General features: G+C 62.8%; 19 protein-coding genes. 13 read left to right on the top strand and 6 right to left on the bottom strand.

Annotation, left to right across the window (positions count from 1 at the left end; genetic code table 11):
- Window positions 1-86 precede the first annotated feature (86 nt).
- The 5 genes from Mame_RS04700 to Mame_RS04680 all read right to left on the bottom strand — a co-directional run bounded on the left by Mame_RS04700 (window position 87) and on the right by Mame_RS04680 (window position 4,696).
- Window positions 87-1,610, bottom strand: coding sequence for a tripartite tricarboxylate transporter permease (locus Mame_RS04700; RefSeq protein WP_018064905.1), 1,524 nt, complete (start codon window positions 1,608-1,610; stop codon window positions 87-89).
- A 10-nt stretch (window positions 1,611-1,620) separates the two neighbouring features.
- The gene (locus tag Mame_RS04695) at window positions 1,621-2,052 is read right to left on the bottom strand and encodes a tripartite tricarboxylate transporter TctB family protein (protein WP_018064906.1); all 432 of its coding nucleotides are present in this window, start codon (window positions 2,050-2,052) and stop codon (window positions 1,621-1,623) included.
- Between the two features lie 19 nt (window positions 2,053-2,071).
- A complete protein-coding gene (locus tag Mame_RS04690; protein ID WP_018064907.1) occupies window positions 2,072-3,019 on the bottom strand; it encodes a tripartite tricarboxylate transporter substrate binding protein in 948 nt (315 codons plus the stop codon).
- Window positions 3,020-3,150: 131 nt separating this feature from the next.
- Window positions 3,151-4,218: an alpha/beta fold hydrolase gene (locus Mame_RS04685; RefSeq protein WP_018064908.1), complete on the bottom strand. Its 1,068-nt coding sequence runs from the start codon at window positions 4,216-4,218 to the stop codon at window positions 3,151-3,153.
- 28 nt (window positions 4,219-4,246) lie between these two features.
- Window positions 4,247-4,696: a MaoC family dehydratase gene (locus Mame_RS04680; protein WP_018064909.1), complete on the bottom strand. Its 450-nt coding sequence runs from the start codon at window positions 4,694-4,696 to the stop codon at window positions 4,247-4,249.
- Window positions 4,697-4,851: 155 nt separating this feature from the next.
- On the opposite strand from Mame_RS04680, the gene Mame_RS04675 reads away from it, so the two are divergent.
- The 3 genes from Mame_RS04675 to fdhA all read left to right on the top strand — a co-directional run bounded on the left by Mame_RS04675 (window position 4,852) and on the right by fdhA (window position 8,272).
- Window positions 4,852-6,276: an aldehyde dehydrogenase family protein gene (locus tag Mame_RS04675; protein WP_018064910.1), complete on the top strand. Its 1,425-nt coding sequence runs from the start codon at window positions 4,852-4,854 to the stop codon at window positions 6,274-6,276.
- A 25-nt stretch (window positions 6,277-6,301) separates the two neighbouring features.
- Entirely contained in the window at window positions 6,302-6,922 is a 621-nt protein-coding gene (locus Mame_RS04670) for a nuclear transport factor 2 family protein (protein ID WP_018064911.1), read from the top strand.
- Window positions 6,923-7,075: 153 nt separating this feature from the next.
- The gene (fdhA, locus tag Mame_RS04665) at window positions 7,076-8,272 is read left to right on the top strand and encodes a formaldehyde dehydrogenase, glutathione-independent (RefSeq protein ID WP_018064912.1); all 1,197 of its coding nucleotides are present in this window, start codon (window positions 7,076-7,078) and stop codon (window positions 8,270-8,272) included.
- A gap of 242 nt (window positions 8,273-8,514) precedes the next feature.
- On the opposite strand, the gene nth is transcribed toward fdhA, so the two are convergent.
- Complete coding sequence (nth, locus tag Mame_RS04660; protein WP_026173494.1) at window positions 8,515-9,246, bottom strand: endonuclease III; 732 nt, start codon at window positions 9,244-9,246, stop codon at window positions 8,515-8,517.
- 24 nt (window positions 9,247-9,270) lie between these two features.
- On the opposite strand from nth, the gene Mame_RS04655 reads away from it, so the two are divergent.
- The 10 genes from Mame_RS04655 (at window position 9,271) to Mame_RS04610 (ending at window position 16,599) form a co-directional block, all read left to right on the top strand.
- Window positions 9,271-9,756 carry a DUF2244 domain-containing protein gene (locus Mame_RS04655; RefSeq protein ID WP_026173495.1) on the top strand — a complete coding sequence of 162 codons (486 nt, stop codon included), beginning with the start codon at window positions 9,271-9,273 and terminating at the stop codon, window positions 9,754-9,756.
- Window positions 9,757-9,831: 75 nt separating this feature from the next.
- Window positions 9,832-10,716 (top strand): methylated-DNA--[protein]-cysteine S-methyltransferase, encoded by an 885-nt coding sequence (locus Mame_RS04650; RefSeq protein WP_018064915.1) that lies wholly within the window; start codon window positions 9,832-9,834, stop codon window positions 10,714-10,716.
- Between the two features lie 264 nt (window positions 10,717-10,980).
- On the top strand, window positions 10,981-11,937 hold the full coding sequence (gene tal, locus Mame_RS04645) for a transaldolase (RefSeq protein WP_026173497.1): 957 nt from the start codon (window positions 10,981-10,983) through the stop codon (window positions 11,935-11,937).
- 305 nt (window positions 11,938-12,242) lie between these two features.
- The gene (locus Mame_RS04640) at window positions 12,243-12,479 is read left to right on the top strand and encodes a hypothetical protein (RefSeq protein ID WP_018064917.1); all 237 of its coding nucleotides are present in this window, start codon (window positions 12,243-12,245) and stop codon (window positions 12,477-12,479) included.
- A gap of 67 nt (window positions 12,480-12,546) precedes the next feature.
- Window positions 12,547-12,783, top strand: a complete 237-nt coding sequence (locus tag Mame_RS04635) for a hypothetical protein (RefSeq protein WP_018064918.1) — start codon at window positions 12,547-12,549, stop codon at window positions 12,781-12,783.
- 82 nt (window positions 12,784-12,865) lie between these two features.
- On the top strand, window positions 12,866-13,102 hold the full coding sequence (locus tag Mame_RS04630; RefSeq protein ID WP_018064919.1) for a hypothetical protein: 237 nt from the start codon (window positions 12,866-12,868) through the stop codon (window positions 13,100-13,102).
- A gap of 60 nt (window positions 13,103-13,162) precedes the next feature.
- The gene (locus Mame_RS04625; protein WP_018064920.1) at window positions 13,163-13,372 is read left to right on the top strand and encodes a hypothetical protein; all 210 of its coding nucleotides are present in this window, start codon (window positions 13,163-13,165) and stop codon (window positions 13,370-13,372) included.
- A gap of 298 nt (window positions 13,373-13,670) precedes the next feature.
- Window positions 13,671-14,849, top strand: coding sequence for a Gfo/Idh/MocA family protein (locus Mame_RS04620; protein ID WP_018064921.1), 1,179 nt, complete (start codon window positions 13,671-13,673; stop codon window positions 14,847-14,849).
- An 11-nt stretch (window positions 14,850-14,860) separates the two neighbouring features.
- On the top strand, window positions 14,861-15,745 hold the full coding sequence (locus tag Mame_RS04615; RefSeq protein WP_018064922.1) for a carbohydrate ABC transporter permease: 885 nt from the start codon (window positions 14,861-14,863) through the stop codon (window positions 15,743-15,745).
- Window positions 15,742-16,599 (top strand): carbohydrate ABC transporter permease, encoded by an 858-nt coding sequence (locus Mame_RS04610; RefSeq protein ID WP_018064923.1) that lies wholly within the window; start codon window positions 15,742-15,744, stop codon window positions 16,597-16,599. Before Mame_RS04615 ends, Mame_RS04610 begins: the two co-directional genes overlap by 4 nt.
- Window positions 16,600-16,637 lie beyond the last annotated feature (38 nt).

Here is a 16,637-nt window from a genome sequence, read left to right as displayed (position 1 = left end):
AGGATGACGCCGAGTTTAAGGATAGCTCTGTCTACAAACTGACGGACGCGCTGAGGAAACTCTGAGCGCGACCGCGACCCGGCCGGTCAGTCCTCGATCGGCTCGGGTTCCGGCTTCTTTGTCCTCTTGCGCGGCCCCAGATAGACGATCGAAACCACCGAAAGCGCCAGCAGCACGAGCGCGATCGGATGCTGGAACACGACCATCGGGTCGCCGCGGCTGATCAGGATCGACTGCACCATCTTCGATTCCAGCTCCGGCGTCAGCACATAGCCGATGATGAAGGCGACCACCGAAAAGCCGAAACGCTGCATGAAATAGCCGAGAACGCCGAAGGCGAGCATGATGTAGACGCCGAACATCGAACCGGCGGTCACATAGGCCCCGGTGATGCAGAGCAGCAGCGCCGCCGGATAGACCACCGAATTGGGCGCGGCGATCGCCAGCGACCAGATCCGCATGCCGACCTGGCCGACGCCGAGATTGCAGAAATTGGCGATCAGCATCGCGCCGAACAGGCCGTAGATCAGTCGTCCCTGCTCCTCGAACAGCAGCGGTCCGGGCTGTACGCCGTGGATGATGAAGGCGCTGACCAGAAGGGCGGCCGCGATATTGCCGGGAATGCCGAGCGTCAGGAGCGGGATCAGATTTGCGCCGACCACCGCGGAATTGGCGGCCTCCGACGCCGCGATGCCGCGCGGATCGCCCTTGCCGAAGCTTTCCGGGTCCTTCGCCGTCTGCTTGGTGACGGAATAGGACAGAAATCCTGCCGTCGCGGACCCGAGCCCCGGGATCGCGCCGATCACGGTCCCGATCACGAAGGCGCGGATCGCGACATATTTGTTCGCCATCAGCTCGGCGAAGGTGACCCCCCTGTCCTCCGGATCATCGGAGCGCACCCGGATCGGCGAGGCCGTGCTGGTCGCCCGCGTGGTCGCGGCGATCTGACGGAAGATCTCGGAAACGGCAAGCAGCCCGATCGACATCGCCGTCAGCGGCAGGCCGTCATAAAGATCGAGCGAGCCGAAGGTGAAGCGCGGCGTGCCCAGCCCCGGATCGATACCGACCGAGGCGAACAGAAAGCCGAGCGCCGCCGCCATCAACCCCTTCACCATCGAATTGCCGACAAGCCCGGTGATCACCGTGAAGGCGAGGATCATCAGCGCGGTGATCTCGATCGGACCCATGCGGAGCGCCACCAGCGCCAGCGGCGCCGAGATGGTGATCAGCACGATGTCGCTCGAAATGTCGCCGAAGACGGAGTAATAAAGCGAATATTTCATCGCCTTCATCGGCCGGCCCTTCTTGGCCATCGGATGCCCGTCCAGCGCGGTCGCCGCCGATTCCGGCGTGCCGGGCGTGTTGATCAGGATTGCCGGGATGGCGCCGCCGACCGTGCCGCCCTTGTTGACCGAAATCAGGAAGGCCAGCGCCGTCAGCGTGTCGAGCGTATAGGTAAGCGGAATGGCGATCGCGAGCGCCATCAGCAGCGTCATGCCAGGAATGGCGCCGACGATCTGGCCGACGGCGACGCCGAGGATGATATACAGAATATTGGTGAGCGTGAGCGCGTCCGTCAGCCCGCCGATAATGGTTGCAAAATCAGGCATCAGAGCGCTCTCAGAACGGGATTGCGGGCAGCGGGCGGCCCATGACGATGACGAAGACGAACCAGGTGCCGACCGGCACTGCGGCGATGGTTGCCGCAAGCCAGGCATAGCGCCGCTCGAACATGAAGGCGCAGATCACCACCATCAGCGCCACCGCCGACGGCAGGAAGCCGATCCGCGGCATGGCAAGCGCCGCCACAAGCACGGCGAGGGTGAGACCGACGAGACGGGCGAATTCGTAGCCGTCGAACCCGGCCGCCTCGCGCGGCTTCATGACGAGCTGCACCGCGCCGAGCAGGATGAACAGCCAGGCCGCGATCCTTGGAAACAGCGACGGGTCGATCGGCCCGGCGCTGGCGGTGACCTGATCGGGGATCAGGTAGAAGAGAAGGAAACCGCCGAAGATGATGGCGGCTCCCCCGATCAGACGTTCAAACTGCATGCTGCCGGACCTTCCCGCGTCACTTGCCGAGATAGGTCTTGTAGAACATCGCGTTCTTGGCGATCCTGTCCGCCGTGCCCTGCGGCCCGAGATTGAGCGGCTCGTTTTCAAGCCTGGTCATCAACTCGCCGTAGCTTTCGGAATTCACCGCCTCATCGAGCGCCTCTTCAAGGCAGGTCTTGATCGCCGGATCGACGCCCTTGGGGATCATGAAGATGGTCTGGCCCTCGATCGTGGCATCCAGCCCGACCTCCACCAGCGAGGGCGAATCCGGCGCATAGGGCACGCGCGCATCGGTGAGCGAAGCGAGCTGGTTCATCGCGCCGGCCTTGATCTGCTGCACATGCTGGGTGCCCTGCGTGGTCGCATCCACATGGCCGCCGAGGGTGGATTGCAGCGCGTCGGCAGCGCCCTTGCTCGGCACCGCGATCAGGTTGACATCGTAATGCTTGGCCATCTGGTCGACGAGGATTTCCTGGCTCTTGCCGCCCACCGCAATGGTCGCGCCATTGTTTTCCTTGGCATAGGCGATGAATTCCTCAAGGTTCTGGTAGGGCCGGTCGACCAGCGCGACGAGGCCGTAATTGATCTGCATCGCCGTGCCCAGATAGTCGAAGCTCTCATAGGTATAAGGCGTGTCGTTATTCTCATAGGGGTTCAGCGCCACCGTGCCGGTCGCGCCGACGCCGATCGCATAGCCATCCGGCTTCATATTCATCAGCATGGCCGACATCACGCCGCCGCCGGCGCCCGGCTTGTTGTCGACGATCACCGTCCAGCCCTGGCTTTCCTCGATTTCGGCCGCGAGCGCGCGCGCGATCGCATCCGTGCCGCCGCCGGCGCCATAGCCCACCAGCATCTGGATCGGCTTTTCCGGAAAGCCATCCGGGCAGGTTGCGGCATAGGCGCCGGTTGCCGTCATTGCGGTCATGCCAAGCACGATCGTCTCGAAAATTCTCTTGTTCATGATAGTCCTCCTCCGTTGCGGACGGCTGGCCTCCATCCCCGAGGCCAGTGCCGCCTTGTCCTGTTCCTGCCTATCAAGCCGTCTTCGGCAATCATACCGCGCGGGCGTGGTGTTTCGTCAGGCGAAATATTTCAGCGTCCCAGAAAAGCCTCCATTTCACCGAGCATCGCATCTCGCCCGCGTTCCGGCCGATCGAACAGGATGTAATGCGTGGTGTTTTCCGGCTGCCAGTACAACACTTCCGCCGCGTTGATCAGATCGGCCGCAAGCGCGTCCATATCATCCTTCCGGCTCAGCGTATCGAATTCCGGACGCACGATCATGACGCGTGCATAGACCTGGCTGGCGTCGACCAGCTTGTGGCCGATGCCCATCAGGAACAGGTCTTCCAGCATGCCATTGGGGCTGCGATAGGTCGGCGGATCGCGGTCCTTCGCGGTCGGATCGCCGTCGATCAACGCCTGCTCGAACGCCTTGACGATCGCCGGATCGCGCCATGCGGTCTTGTCCGCGATCGGGATCTGCCGGTCCCATTCGCGGGTCAGCATATCGACGGCATTGAAGGTATAATTGCCGAAATGCGGCCGGTTGAAATGCCCGGGCCGCGCCGGATCCTCCCATTGCGAGCCATGGCAGAATTTCGGGTGGTTGCCGGCCGCGCCATACATCATCACGTAGAGCACGAGATGGCTGACCTTTTCCGGAAAGAGCGCCGCATAGGCCATGACGCAGGTGCCGCCGACGCCCCAGCCGAACATGCCGGCTCTGTCGTGCCCGCTCGCGTCGCACAGATGGTCGACGGCGGCGTCGAGATCGCGCGTCAGTTCCAGCGTGCGGTAAAGCGGCCTGGTCTTTGCAGGCGGCGCCTCCATCTCCGGCGGACGCTCGGACCGGCCGAAACCGCGGCCATCGACGATGTAGCAGCGGTGCCCTCTCCTGGCGAGATCTTCGGCAAGCGAGCCATGCGGCACGTCGAGGTCATATTCCGAAAGGCCGGGAATGCGAGTACCGTGCATCAGAATCATCGGCACCGACCGGTCGGGGGCCTCCTTGTCCGCCACCTCGCGGATCGCGATCCTCACGCCGTCGCGCGTCGTTACGAAAAAATCCCTGCGGCTGATCTCGCCCACCATGCATCCTCCCTTGTTGCTGCGTCGTTCATAGGCGAGGAAGGCGCCGGGCGCATCCCCTGCCGCCATCGCGTTTCGTCAGCCGGAAAGCTGCGCCCTACCCTGCATTGCGCGCCGGTACCTGACCGAGGGAGGTATAGGTCATCACCGTCTCGCCATCCTGGTTGGTCATCGTCACTTTGGTGCGGATACGGCCATATTCCGGACGTTTCTCATGCCTTGAGGCTTCCACGACCTCTCGGGTTACGGTCAGCTGATCGCCGGGCTTGACCGGCCGGCGCCAGCGCAACTCGTCGATGCCGAGGCCGACCATCGGGGTCTCGCCATATCCGCCCGCCTCGACGAACAGGCGCATGGTAAGGGCCGCAAGCTGCCAGCCGCTGGCGATCAGCGAACCGAACCGGCCCTTGGCCGCAGCTTCCGGATCGGTATGCATCGGCTGCGGATCATATTCGCCGGCAAAGCGGATGATATCGGCCTCCGACAGGGAAATGGTCTTGCTGGTCCAGGTCTCGCCGACCTCGAAATCCTCGAAATAGCGCCGCATGCGGTTCTCCTTTTTTTCGATGATGTTCTAGATAGCCTCGCGACGCCAGGCAAAACAGCGCGACCCTCATTTCGGCAGACGAAATACGGCAGCGCCCCGATTGCGGCCCGGACGGTTGCGGCTACAGTCGCTGCTGCCGACTGAGGGAGGAAATCATGGACGCGCTGGAAATCTATATCGACGGGAACTGGGTGAAGCCTGACGGCGCGCGCGAGATGGCGATCATCAACCCGGCCGACGAGCGCCAGATCGGCCGCGTGGCGCTCGGCTCCGCCGCCGATGTCGATCGCGCCGTCGCCGCCGCGCGCCGCGCCTTCGACGCCTGGTCCACGACCACCCGCGCGGAGAGGCTGGAAGCGCTCCGTCGCATCGTCGATGGTTTTCGGGCGCGGCTGCCGGAACTCGCCCGGCTGATGACGATGGAAATGGGCGTGCCGATTACCTTCTCCACCGAGCGGCAGGCGACGGTGGCGCTGTTTCACTTCGAGGAGGCGATCCGGGTTCTGGAGACCTATGAATTCGAGCGCGCCGAGCCGACCGGCATCATCCGGCGCGAGCCGATCGGCGTCTGCGGCATGATCACGCCGTGGAACTGGCCGCTGAACCAGATGGCCTCCAAGATCGCGCCGGCGCTCGCCACCGGCTGCACCATGGTGCTGAAGCCGAGCGAGATCGCGCCGCTGAGCGCAAGGGCGCTTGCCGAGATCATCGATGCGGCCGGCGTGCCCCCCGGCGTCTTCAACCTCGTCCAGGGCGACGGCCCGACCGTCGGCGAGGCGATCGCAAGCCATCCGGAGGTCGACATGGTCTCGATCACCGGTTCGGCGGGCGCGGGCATCCGCGTCGCAAAGCTTGCCGCCGACACGATCAAGCGCGTGGCGCAGGAGCTTGGCGGCAAATCCGCAAACATCCTCCTGCCGGATGCCGACATGGCAAAGGCCGTCGCCGCCGGCGTCCATGCCTGCAACACCAATGCCGGCCAGAACTGCCAGTCGCCGACCCGCATGCTCGTGCCGCGCGCAAATCGCGACGAGGCGATCGCTGCCGCCCGGGGCGCGATCGACACGATCGTGCTCGGCGACCCGATGGACCCGAAGACCACGATGGGCCCGCTGGTGAGCCAGTCCCAGTTCGACAAGGTGCAGGCGCTGATCGCCTCCGGCATCGACGAGGGCGCGACGCTGGTTGCAGGCGGGCCCGGCCGCCCGGCCGCCGCCAATGCCGGCTATTTCGTGCGCCCGACGGTGTTCGCCGACGTGACGCCCGACATGCGGATCGCGCGCGAGGAGATTTTCGGCCCGGTGCTGTCAATGATGTTCTATGACAGCGAGGGCGAGGCGGTCGCGATCGCCAACGACACGCCCTTCGGCCTCGCCGGCTTCGTGCAGTCGCCCGATCCCGAACGCGCGCGCAAGATCGCCAATCGCATCCGCGCCGGACGGGTCTATTATAATGGCGCGCCGTTTGACCGGTCGCTGCCCTTCGGCGGCTACAAACAATCCGGCAATGGTCGTGAATTCGGCCTTGCCGGCTTCGAGGAATATCTGGAAACCAAGGCGCTGGTCGGCTTTACGGCCTGACCGATGCGCTAACGCGGAGGACAACATGCAGCCCGAAACCGAACGACGCCTGATGGAGATGCTGGAGCGCGAGGAACTTTTCGATCTCGTCCGCCGGGAACGTTTCGCCCGCGACCAGGGGCGGTTCGACGTGATGCGCGAATGCTTTCATGACGACGCCTATGTGCGCACCAGCTGGTATGACGGCAAAGGCGGCGCCGCCTATGTCGATTCCACCCGCGCCTTCATGCAGAAGGTGCGCGGCGGCAAGCACTGGGTGTTTCCAGCCTATGCCCGCATCAACGGCGACAGGGCGACCGTGGAAAGCCCGGCGATGATCTTCAACCGCGCGAAGCTTGAGGACATCGCGGTCGATTTCCACGTGTTCTGCCGCTTCTTCTCGCGCTGCGTGCGCGAGGACGGAAGCTGGAAGATCATGAGTTTCGAAGTGCTGTTCGAGCGCGACGTCATGAGCGCGCTCAACCCGCGCGAGGCGCTGCCGATCGACTGGGACAGACTGGAAAGCTTTCGCCCGAGCTACTGTTTCCTGTCCTATCTCCAGGGGAGCCGCGGCATCACCGTCAACCAGAACCTGCTCGGCGACGACCGCCCTGAAGAGCTGGCCGCCTTCCATGAGGGCGAGGAGGCGTGGTTGAGAGGCGCCTGACGCGGCGTTCCTTCGCGGCCGCGTTGTCGGCCTGTTTTCATGCCGCCATGCCCATGGCGGCATTTTTGATGCTTGATCATGTCGCATTCAGGCCTGAACCGATCGCGTTGCGGGCGGATGATGCAGGTTCGTGGCAAAGCCTGGGAGGAAGACATGGCAAGTGCATCGAACCGCGGCGTGATATTTCAGGGCGCCGGCAAAGTGACTGTCGAAACGATCGATTTTCCGAAACTGGCGCTGGGAGAACGCCGGTGTGATCACGGCGTGATCCTGAAGATCCTGACCACAAATATCTGCGGCTCCGACCAGCACATGGTGCGCGGCCGCACCACGGCGCCGAAGGGCCTCGTGCTCGGGCATGAGATCACCGGACAGGTGATCGAATGCGGGCGCGATGTCGAATTCATCAGCGTCGGCGACATCGTTTCCGTGCCGTTCAACATTGCCTGCGGGCGCTGCCGCAATTGCAAGGAAGGCAAGACCGGCATCTGCCTCAACGTCAATCCGTCGCGCCCGGGTGCTGCCTATGGTTATGTCGACATGGGTGGCTGGGTCGGCGGGCAGGCCGAATACGTCATGGTGCCCTATGCCGATTTCAACCTGCTGAAATTCCCCGATCGCGAACAGGCGATGGAGAAGATCACCGATCTGACGCTGCTGTCCGACATCTTCCCGACCGGCTTCCACGGCTGCGTGACGGCGGGCGTCGGGCCCGGCTCGATCGTCTATATCGCCGGCGCCGGGCCGGTCGGCCTTGCCGCCGCAGCCTCCGCGAGGCTTCTGGGCGCTGCCTGCGTCATCGTCGGCGACATGATCCCCGAGCGTTTGCGGCAAGCCAAAAGCTTCGGCTGCGAGGCCATAGACCTCAGGCAGGATGCGACGCTAGGAGACATGGTGGCCGAGATCACCGGCACGCCGGAGGTGGATGCCTTTGTCGATTGCGTCGGTTTCGAGGCCCATGGCTGCGGCCATGATCACAGCCACGAGCAGCCGGCCACCGTGCTGAATTCGGCCATGGACCTGACCCGCGCCGGCGGCCAGATCGGCATTCCGGGTCTTTACGTGACCGAAGATCCCGGCGCGGCGGACAAGGCGGCACAGAAGGGCGCACTCAGCCTGCGCTTCGGCCTTGGCTGGGCGAAGTCGCATTCCTTCCACACCGGCCAATGCCCGGTGATGCGCTATAACCGGGCGCTGATGCAGGCGATCCTCTATGGCCGGGTGGATATCGCAAAGGCGGTGAATGTCGAGCTCATAACGCTCGACGACGCCCCGCGCGGCTATGCCGATTTCGATGGCGGGGCGGCGAAGAAATTCGTCATCGATCCGCATGGCATGGTCGCCGCCTAACAAGTCTGAGAGGCCGTCCAGACTGCTGATAAACCGGGCGACGTGACGGTTCTCCCGTCCGTCAGCCATCCCCAAGGGGTCATGCTCGGACTTGATCCGAGCATCCATTCTGCTCCAGCCTTGAGGAAAAGGCTTTTCAGGCAAGCGTACATCGTGTGGCCCTGGATCCTCGGGTCAAGCCCGAGGATGACGCAGAGTGTGGGGCAGCTTTGCCAGCAAACTGAACGGTCGAAGACCGCGGTTCACCCGATCGGCACCAGCGGCGCCGGCATTTCCGAGGTCTTCTCCGCGGCCTTGCAGATATCGGCGATCACGCAGGCCGGACAGTCCGGCTTGCGGGCCTTGCAGACATAACGGCCGTGCAGGATCAGCCAGTGGTGGGCGTGGAACAGGTATTCGTCCGGGATCACCCGTTCCAGCTTCGCCTCGACCTCGTCCGGCGTCTTGCCGGGCGCGAGGCCGATGCGGTTGGCGATGCGGAAGATATGGGTGTCGACGGCGATCGTCGCATGGCCGAACGCCATCGACATCACCACATTGGCGGTCTTGCGGCCGACGCCGGGCAGCGTCACCAGCTCTTCGCGCGTCCGCGGCACCTCGCCGCCGAAATCGTCGATCAGCTTGCGGCTCATCGCGATCACGTTCTTGGCCTTGTTGCGGTAAAGCCCGATCGTCTTGATATGCGAGATCAGCCCTTCCTCGCCGAGGTCCAGCATCTGTTGCGGCGTCTCGACCTCCGCAAACAGCGCCCGGGTCGCCTTGTTGACGCCGACATCGGTGGCCTGGGCGGAGAGTGCCACGGCCACCAGCAGCGTGAACGGGTTGGTGTGCTCGAGCTCGCCCTTCGGCTCCGGCCGCTGGATTTCGAAGCGGCGAAAAATCTCGCGGATTTCCGCCTCGCTATAGGCGCTCGGCCGCGCGCGATTTGACTTTTTGCGCCTTTGGGTGCTGACTGTGGTTCTGGTTTTTGTCATTTTTTCAATCTGGCTCGACGCGCAATGACCGAAGCGCTTGATGACAGGCCGGTCTTTTCGGCTGAACTTTTCCCCCATCGCTCTTTAGGGCGCAAGGGTTTTCGCGTGCTGCTCATGCTCGCGGCCCTCGGCTTCGTGCCGAATGTGCTCTATTTCACCGTCCATGGCGCATGGCCGATCGCGCTTTACTGCCTTGCGGCCTTTGCCGGTCTCTATGCCGCCTTCCGGCTGTCCTATCGCAGCGCGCTCGAGCGCGAGCATGTCCGGGTGTCGCGGCTCGAGATATCCGTCACCAAGGTGACGCCGGCGGGCAAGCGGCTCGAGGCGCATTACAATCCATTCTGGGCGCGCTTCACCGTCGACCGTCACGATGAATTCGGCATCACCCAGATGGCGCTTGCGGGGGAGGGGCGGCGGACCGAGATCGGCGCCTTTCTCAATCCCGATGATCGCGAGAGCTTCGCCAGGGCCTTCCGGCAGGCGCTGGCCACCGTGAAACAGCGCATTTGAGCGCCTCTGGCAAGAATCGGGTGGCGGCGCGGAAAGAAACCGTGCTTCCTGCCGTGACGAAGGAGCACGAAGCCGATGAACGCCTTATTTGAAACCATATCCGACAGCGCCGTGGAGACCACACCCTGCGGAGCGGACTACGACACAGTACGCAGCGTGATCACGATGATCAGCGAGGATTATCGTGAACAGCCGGGGCTCGAGACCATCGCCGAGCGGCTCGGTATGTCGCCGACCGGGCTGCAGAAGACCTTCACCCGCTGGGCCGGCCTGTCGCCCAAGGCGTTTCTGCAGGCGATCACGCTGGACCACGCCAAGGAGCTTCTCGGCAAGGAGCGGCTTCCGGTGCTCGACACCTCCTATGAACTCGGTCTGTCCGGCCCCGGACGGCTGCACGATCTTTTCGTCACCCATGAGGCGATGTCGCCGGGCGAATGGAAGAGCGGCGGCGAGAGCCTGGTGATCCGCTACGGATTTCATGCCTCGCCCTTCGGCCGGTCGCTGCTGATGATCACCGATCGCGGCCTTGCCGGCGTCGCCTTCGCCGATCCGGGCGAGGAGCGCACCGCCTTCGAGGACATGACCGCGCGCTGGCCCAATGCGACCTATATCGAGGACGAGCCGGCGACGGCGGCCTATGCGCGGCGGATATTCGACCCGGAGGAATGGTCCTCGGATCGGCCGCTCAAGGTCGTTCTGATCGGCACGGATTTCCAGGTTCAGGTCTGGGAAAGCCTTTTGAAGATACCCTTCGGCAAGGCGAAGTCCTATTCCGAAATCGCATCCGAGATCGGCCGCCCGAACGCGTCTCGCGCCGTCGGCGCTGCGATCGGGCGAAATCCGGTCTCCTTCGTCGTTCCCTGTCACCGCGCGCTCGGCAAGTCCGGCGCCTTGACCGGTTATCACTGGGGCGTGACCCGCAAACGGGCCATGCTCGGCTGGGAGGCCGGCAAGGCGTGAGCGCCGCGCTTGACCAAAACGGATATTCCAGCCGAACCGGTTGCCGTTTCGGCCCTTCGTTTCCATATCCTTTCTTGACTTTGAAAAGCCCGGCTTGCGATAGTCGCCGGGAAACCGCCGCCCTTGCATGGCGGGCCGATGTCTGCGAACAGTCATGAACGCATCACCGCGACCCGCTATCATCGCGGGAGCGCCGCGACGGCTTCGGCGGAACAGGATTGCGGCTGGCCTTCGGGCCCGGCCATAGAAGGAAGGATGAGGAAAATGGCTTCCAAGCTAGATCAATTGCGCGAGATGACCACGGTCGTTGCCGATACCGGCGATATCCGCGCTGTCGAGAAACTGAAACCGGTCGATTGCACCACCAATCCCTCGATCGTGCTGAAGGCGCTGTCCACCGACATGTTCGACGACGCCTTCGCCGAGGCGATCAAGTGGGGCAAGGAGCAGGGCGGCGCCAAGGATGACGTCGTTGCAGCCGTCGCCAGCCGGCTTGCCATCGATGTGGGTGCTGCGCTGGTCAAGCTGGTCCCCGGCCGGGTCTCCACCGAAGTGGATGCCGACCTGTCCTTTGATACCGATGCTTCGATTGCCAAGGCGCGCGAGATCATCAAGGCCTATGACGAGCGCGGCATCGGACGCGAACGCATCCTGATCAAGCTCGCCTCGACCTGGGAAGGCATCCGCGCCTGTGAAGTCCTGCAGAAGGAAGGCATCGACTGCAATCTGACGCTGCTGTTCGCCAAGTGCCAGGCGATTGCCTGCGCCGATGCCGGCGCCTTCCTGATCTCGCCCTTCGTCGGCCGCATCCTCGACTGGTACAAGAAGGACACCGGCGAGACCTACACGTCGGAGACCGATCCGGGCGTGCTGTCGGTCCGTTCGATCTACAATTACTACAAGGCCAACGGCATCAAGACCGTGGTCATGGGCGCTTCGTTCCGCAATACCGGCGAAATCGAAGGCCTTGCAGGCTGCGACCGGCTGACGATCGCGCCGAACCTGCTGGAAGAACTCGCCGCTGACGAGGGCAAGCTGGAACGCAAGCTCACGCCCGATGTGTTCGAGGCCGAAGACAAGGTCGACATGGACGAAAAAACCTTCCGCTGGATGATGAACGAGGACCCGATGGCGACCGAAAAGCTCGCCGAAGGCATCCGCAATTTCGCCAAGGACCTCGGAAAATTGCGCACGCTGGTGGCGGAAAAGCTCGACGCCTGAAGTTTTTTTGACAAAAAATAGAAAAATGACCCGGCCTCGCGGCCGGGTTTTTTGTTGCCTGAAACGGCCCCTGCGGGCTTCTAGGCGATGGCCTCAATACCGATTTAATCAATTGATTTATAATGCGATTCGTCGCGCTGCTCAGGCAGTTTCGTTCTGAAAAATGGAGTGGCATCAAAGACTTCGGAGTGGGTCGTCAACAAAAAAACGACGCTGCGGTTCTAAAATGAAGACTTGTTAATCAACTGATTAAAACCCATCTCCCAGTCATCAAACGACACAATGATGATCAAAGGAGTTTCATCATGAACAAGTTCGCAGCAACCGCCGCCCTGGTCGCCGCTCTCGCAGCAGCCCCCGCGGCCTTCGCCATCCAGCCCTCCGCCGTTCCGGACACCGGCACGCTTTCCAAGGCCCCGGTCGGCTCCACGGTCCAGATCAACGGCACCGACAATTTCGGCGACCGCTATGTCAACTTCTTCCGCGTGACCGAAGACGGCTCGCTGCAGCTGGTCGACCAGGTTCGCCAGAGCAACGACTGACACACATAGCGATGGGCGCGCTGGCACCAGCGCACCCATCGCCCACATATCTAAGGAATATTTTACAATGAACAAGTTCGCAGCAGCCACGGCGCTCGTCGCCGCTCTCGCAGCAGCCCCCGCCGCTTTCGCCATCCAGCCTTCGGCCGTTCCGGAAACCGGCACGCTTTCCAAGGCCCCGGTCGGCTCGACGGTCCAGATCAACGCCACCGACAAGTTTGGCGACCGTTACGTGAATTTCTTCCGCGTTTCCGATGACGGCTCGCTGAAGCTCGTAGATCAGGTTCGCCAGAGCGACGACTGAAAGCGGTAGTACCCACCGCAAACAATAATGATAATGCGCCGAAAGAGGCGCTCCGCATAAAAATACCCAAGGAGTATTCACAATGAACAAGTTCACAGCAACCGCAGCGCTCGTTGCCGCCCTCGCAGCAGCCCCCGCCGCCTTCGCCATCCAGCCTTCGGCCGTTCCGGAAACCGGCACGCTGTCCAAGGCTCCGGTCGGCTCCACGGTCCAGATCAATGGCACCGACAAGTTTGGCGACCGTTACGTGAATTTCTTCCGCGTTTCCGATGACGGTTCGCTGAAGCTCGTCGATCAGGTTCGCCAGAGCGACGACTGACGCAACAAACAACGCGTGCGCGCCGGTTTCCGGCGTCGCACTCTTCCAGGAGCAATGGCAATGACAAGGTTCACGGTCCCCTCAGCCCTGGTCCTTTTGCTGGCCGCCGCGCCGGCGGCCTTCGCTCTCCAGCCAGCGGCGATCCCGATGGACGGTCTGCGGATGATGGTGTCCGCCGACGGCATCGACATTGAAAGCACCGAGCGTTTCGACACCGCGGAGAGTGCTGGAATGACTGTCAGTGACGAGGCCCAACAGCCCGTCGACTGATCACGAACAGCCTGCCGCTTTCGCCGCCGAAACTGGCAAAGCCCAACATCGGCTGCAATGCCCGAGGTGACTTGCCCCCCTCCACCTCAGGATGGCCCCGGTTTTCCGGGGCCTTTTTTTTGTCGTGTGGCGGGCGTCAGCGGATCCCGGCGCGCCCTCCTGTCAGTATTGAGGCCATGACAAGTTTCTGAAAATCATTTTCATGAAGTCATTTTTTTAGTGAAAGTTTGTTGACGTTTCGGCTTTCTTGTCTCAGTCTGAAGAAAATAAATTACGAAAATGTTGGGAACAGTCCTCCATGAAGGTCGCTATTATCGGACTCGGTTTCCGTCTGGGTTATCTTGGCGTGGTGTTTTCCGAATTGGACCCCGATTTCGAGATCGTGGGCTATGTGGATCCGGCACCCGCAGGTCTCGAAACGCTTGAAAAAGACGGCATTTCTCCCGGCAGGGCCTATGACACGCCCGAAGCGCTGATCGAAAACGAGACGTTCGATCTCTTGATGATCGGTTCGCCCAATTTCATGCATCTCGACCATATCCGCACCGGGCTTGAGGCGGGACTGACCGTTTTCACCGAAAAGCCGATCGTGATGAGTATCGAGGAGAGCTACGAACTCGCAGCCCTCCTCAACGCCTACGGTTATGACCGGCTGCTGGTCGGCCTCGTGCTGCGCTATTCGCCGCTTTACCGCGACCTGCGTGCCGCCCAGGCCGACGGCCGGCTGGGCGATGTGGTTTCGATCGAGGCGTCGGAGCATATCGCGCCCTATCACGGCGCGTTCTTCATGCGCGACTGGCGGCGACACACCCGCTATTCCGGGCCGTTCATGCTGGAAAAATGCTGCCACGACCTCGACCTCTATAATGGCGTGGTCGGCGCGCGGCCGCGTTATGTCGCAAGCTTCGGCGGCCGCAAGAGCTTCACGCCCGCCAATGCGCCCCAGGGCGCGGGCGCCAACGATATCGAGGTCTATCACCGTAAGCCGAGCGGCTGGATGGGATCGGACAGGGTGTTCGACAGCGATGGCGACATCATCGATTACCAGACCGCGACCGTCGAATATGAAAACGGCGTCGCCATGACCTTTCACACCAATCTCAATGTACCCGACGAGTTCCGCCGCTTCTGCGTGATCGGCGCGAAGGGCATGGCGGAGGGCGATTTCGTGCGCGGCTTCCTCGATGTTCACGATGCCCGCACCGGTGAGAAGACCGTGTCGCGCACCTATTCCGCCCCCTCCGAACGCTCGCAGCATTACGGCGCGGACGAGCAGATGGCAGAGGATGTGATCGCCCACATCACCCGCGGCGCGGCGCTGCCGGTCTCCGCGCTCGACGCCATCGAGGCCGGCATTCTGGCGCTCGCCATGGACGAGGCTCGCCGCGAGCGCAAGGTGGTCGATCTCGCCCCGGTCTGGGCTCGCTATGACGCGCTTCTTCACGGCGAGACCGCCGAAGCGAAAGCGACGGGCTGAGGGGGACCGGGATGGATACCAAACGCTCAGCCGTCATCTTCGCCTGGCTCCTTCTCGCCCCCGCCCTGATCTATATTCTGCTGATCGTCGCCTATCCGCTGCTCGACACGATCAACCTTTCCTTCACCGACGCCTCGCTGAAGCGGACCTATGACTGGGTCGGGCTGGAAAACTATTTCAAGATCTTCGAACGCGGCTTCGGCGAGGTGATCATCCGCACCTTCATCTGGACCTTCTTCTCGGTCGCCGCGAAAATGGTGATCGGCGTGTTCGGCGCGTTGCTCCTGAGCGCCGCCGTGCCCGGTCGCACCCTGTTTCGGGTGCTCGCCATGCCGCCATGGATCGTGCCGATGGCGATCGGCATCTTCATGTGGGGCTGGATGTATAACGGCCAGTTCGGCATGATTTCCGGCCTGCTGCAGCGCTTCGGCCTGCTCGATGGCCCGTTCCCGATCCTTGCCACCGGCACCTCCGCCTTCATCGCCACCATCGTCACCGATGTCTGGATCGGCGTGCCGATGGTGACGATCTACATGCTGGCCGCCGTGCAGTCGATCCCGTCCGATCTCTACGAAGCCGCCTGGACCGATGGCGCCGGCCGGTTCTACCGCTTCCGCCGGATCACGCTGCCGCTGATCGTGCCGGCCCTGGTGACGATGTCGATGATCTCTCTGATCTCGACCTTCAACTCCTTCGACATCATCTGGATCCTGACCAAGGGCGGCCCCTCGAATGCCACCACCACGATGATCATCGATACCTACAAGGTCGCGATCGGCTCCTACAAGTTCGGCGCGGGCGCCGCGCGGGCCGTGCTGATCTGTATCTTCCTGTCGATCTTCTGCTACGTCTATTTCCGCGCCGTCAGCCGCTTTTCCGGGGAGGCCGCACGATGAGACCCACCGCCCGCATCCATCATTACAAATGGTACGAGCTGATCGGCGTCTATGCCGGGCTCGCCGTTTTCCTGTTCTTCGTGCTGGCGCCATTCTTCGAGGGCTTCATGGTGTCGCTGAAGCCGCTCAACCATCTGTTCTCCGCGCCCTACAGGTTCTGGCCGGAAGACCCGTCGCTCGCCGCCTATTACGACATGTGGGAGCGGGTGCCGCTGCTCGGGCGCTATATCTTCAACTCGATCCTGATTGCCGGCATCGGCACGGCGCTTTCGGTGATCTTCGTGACGCCGGCGGCCTATGCCTTCGCCCGGTTCGAGTTCAAGGGCCGCGGGCCGCTGCTCGGCGCGTTTCTAGCGGTCAACATGTTTTCGGGCGCGGTGCTCCTGATTCCGCTGTTCCGGCTGATGCGCTCCTTCGGCCTGATCAACACCTACTTCGCGATGATCGTGCCCGGCGTCGCCTTCACCATCCCGACCGGCATTTGGCTGCTGCGCACCTATATGCTGCGCATCCCGCGCGAGCTGGAGGAAGCGGCTCTGGTCGATGGCGCAAGCCGGTTCTACACCTTCCGCCGGGTGATCGTGCCGCTCGCCATGCCCGGCATCGCCGTGATCGCGATCGCCGCCTTCCTGACGATCTATGCGCAGCAGTTCATCTTCGCGCTGACCTTCAATTCCAAGACCGAATACATGCCGCTTCCGGTCGGGCTTTACGCCTTCTTCGGCCGGCAGGAGGTGATCTGGAACGAGCTGATGGCGGCAAGCTTCGTCGGCATCCTGCCGGTGTTCATCGTGTTCCTGTTCCTTCAGCGCTACCTCGTCGCCGGTATGACGGCGGGGGCGGTGAAGACCTGACCCGGCGGCTTCGTCCGCCCACTGATTTGGCGATCGGG

Source organism: Martelella mediterranea DSM 17316 (genome assembly GCF_002043005.1).
Classification (GTDB): Bacteria; Pseudomonadota; Alphaproteobacteria; order Rhizobiales; family Rhizobiaceae; genus Martelella; species Martelella mediterranea.
This window is presented reverse-complemented; position numbering and strand designations above follow the sequence as displayed.

Excerpts from the sequence above, each read along its gene's own strand:
- Mame_RS04620 (WP_018064921.1), top strand. The coding sequence starts at position 13,671 with ATGAAGGTCGCTATTATCGGACTCGGTTTCCGTCTGGGTTATCTTGGC.
- nth (WP_026173494.1), bottom strand. The coding sequence starts at position 9,246 with ATGACAAAAACCAGAACCACAGTCAGCACCCAAAGGCGCAAAAAGTCA.
- Mame_RS04635 (WP_018064918.1), top strand. The coding sequence starts at position 12,547 with ATGAACAAGTTCGCAGCAGCCACGGCGCTCGTCGCCGCTCTCGCAGCA.
- Mame_RS04630 (WP_018064919.1), top strand. The coding sequence starts at position 12,866 with ATGAACAAGTTCACAGCAACCGCAGCGCTCGTTGCCGCCCTCGCAGCA.
- Mame_RS04695 (WP_018064906.1), bottom strand. The coding sequence starts at position 2,052 with ATGCAGTTTGAACGTCTGATCGGGGGAGCCGCCATCATCTTCGGCGGT.
- Mame_RS04675 (WP_018064910.1), top strand. The coding sequence starts at position 4,852 with ATGGACGCGCTGGAAATCTATATCGACGGGAACTGGGTGAAGCCTGAC.
- Mame_RS04685 (WP_018064908.1), bottom strand. The coding sequence starts at position 4,218 with ATGGCGGCAGGGGATGCGCCCGGCGCCTTCCTCGCCTATGAACGACGC.
- Mame_RS04655 (WP_026173495.1), top strand. The coding sequence starts at position 9,271 with ATGACCGAAGCGCTTGATGACAGGCCGGTCTTTTCGGCTGAACTTTTC.
- Mame_RS04610 (WP_018064923.1), top strand. The coding sequence starts at position 15,742 with ATGAGACCCACCGCCCGCATCCATCATTACAAATGGTACGAGCTGATC.
- fdhA (WP_018064912.1), top strand. The coding sequence starts at position 7,076 with ATGGCAAGTGCATCGAACCGCGGCGTGATATTTCAGGGCGCCGGCAAA.
- Mame_RS04640 (WP_018064917.1), top strand. The coding sequence starts at position 12,243 with ATGAACAAGTTCGCAGCAACCGCCGCCCTGGTCGCCGCTCTCGCAGCA.
- Mame_RS04625 (WP_018064920.1), top strand. The coding sequence starts at position 13,163 with ATGACAAGGTTCACGGTCCCCTCAGCCCTGGTCCTTTTGCTGGCCGCC.
- Mame_RS04650 (WP_018064915.1), top strand. The coding sequence starts at position 9,832 with ATGAACGCCTTATTTGAAACCATATCCGACAGCGCCGTGGAGACCACA.
- Mame_RS04615 (WP_018064922.1), top strand. The coding sequence starts at position 14,861 with ATGGATACCAAACGCTCAGCCGTCATCTTCGCCTGGCTCCTTCTCGCC.
- Mame_RS04670 (WP_018064911.1), top strand. The coding sequence starts at position 6,302 with ATGCAGCCCGAAACCGAACGACGCCTGATGGAGATGCTGGAGCGCGAG.
- Mame_RS04690 (WP_018064907.1), bottom strand. The coding sequence starts at position 3,019 with ATGAACAAGAGAATTTTCGAGACGATCGTGCTTGGCATGACCGCAATG.
- Mame_RS04680 (WP_018064909.1), bottom strand. The coding sequence starts at position 4,696 with ATGCGGCGCTATTTCGAGGATTTCGAGGTCGGCGAGACCTGGACCAGC.
- tal (WP_026173497.1), top strand. The coding sequence starts at position 10,981 with ATGGCTTCCAAGCTAGATCAATTGCGCGAGATGACCACGGTCGTTGCC.
- Mame_RS04700 (WP_018064905.1), bottom strand. The coding sequence starts at position 1,610 with ATGCCTGATTTTGCAACCATTATCGGCGGGCTGACGGACGCGCTCACG.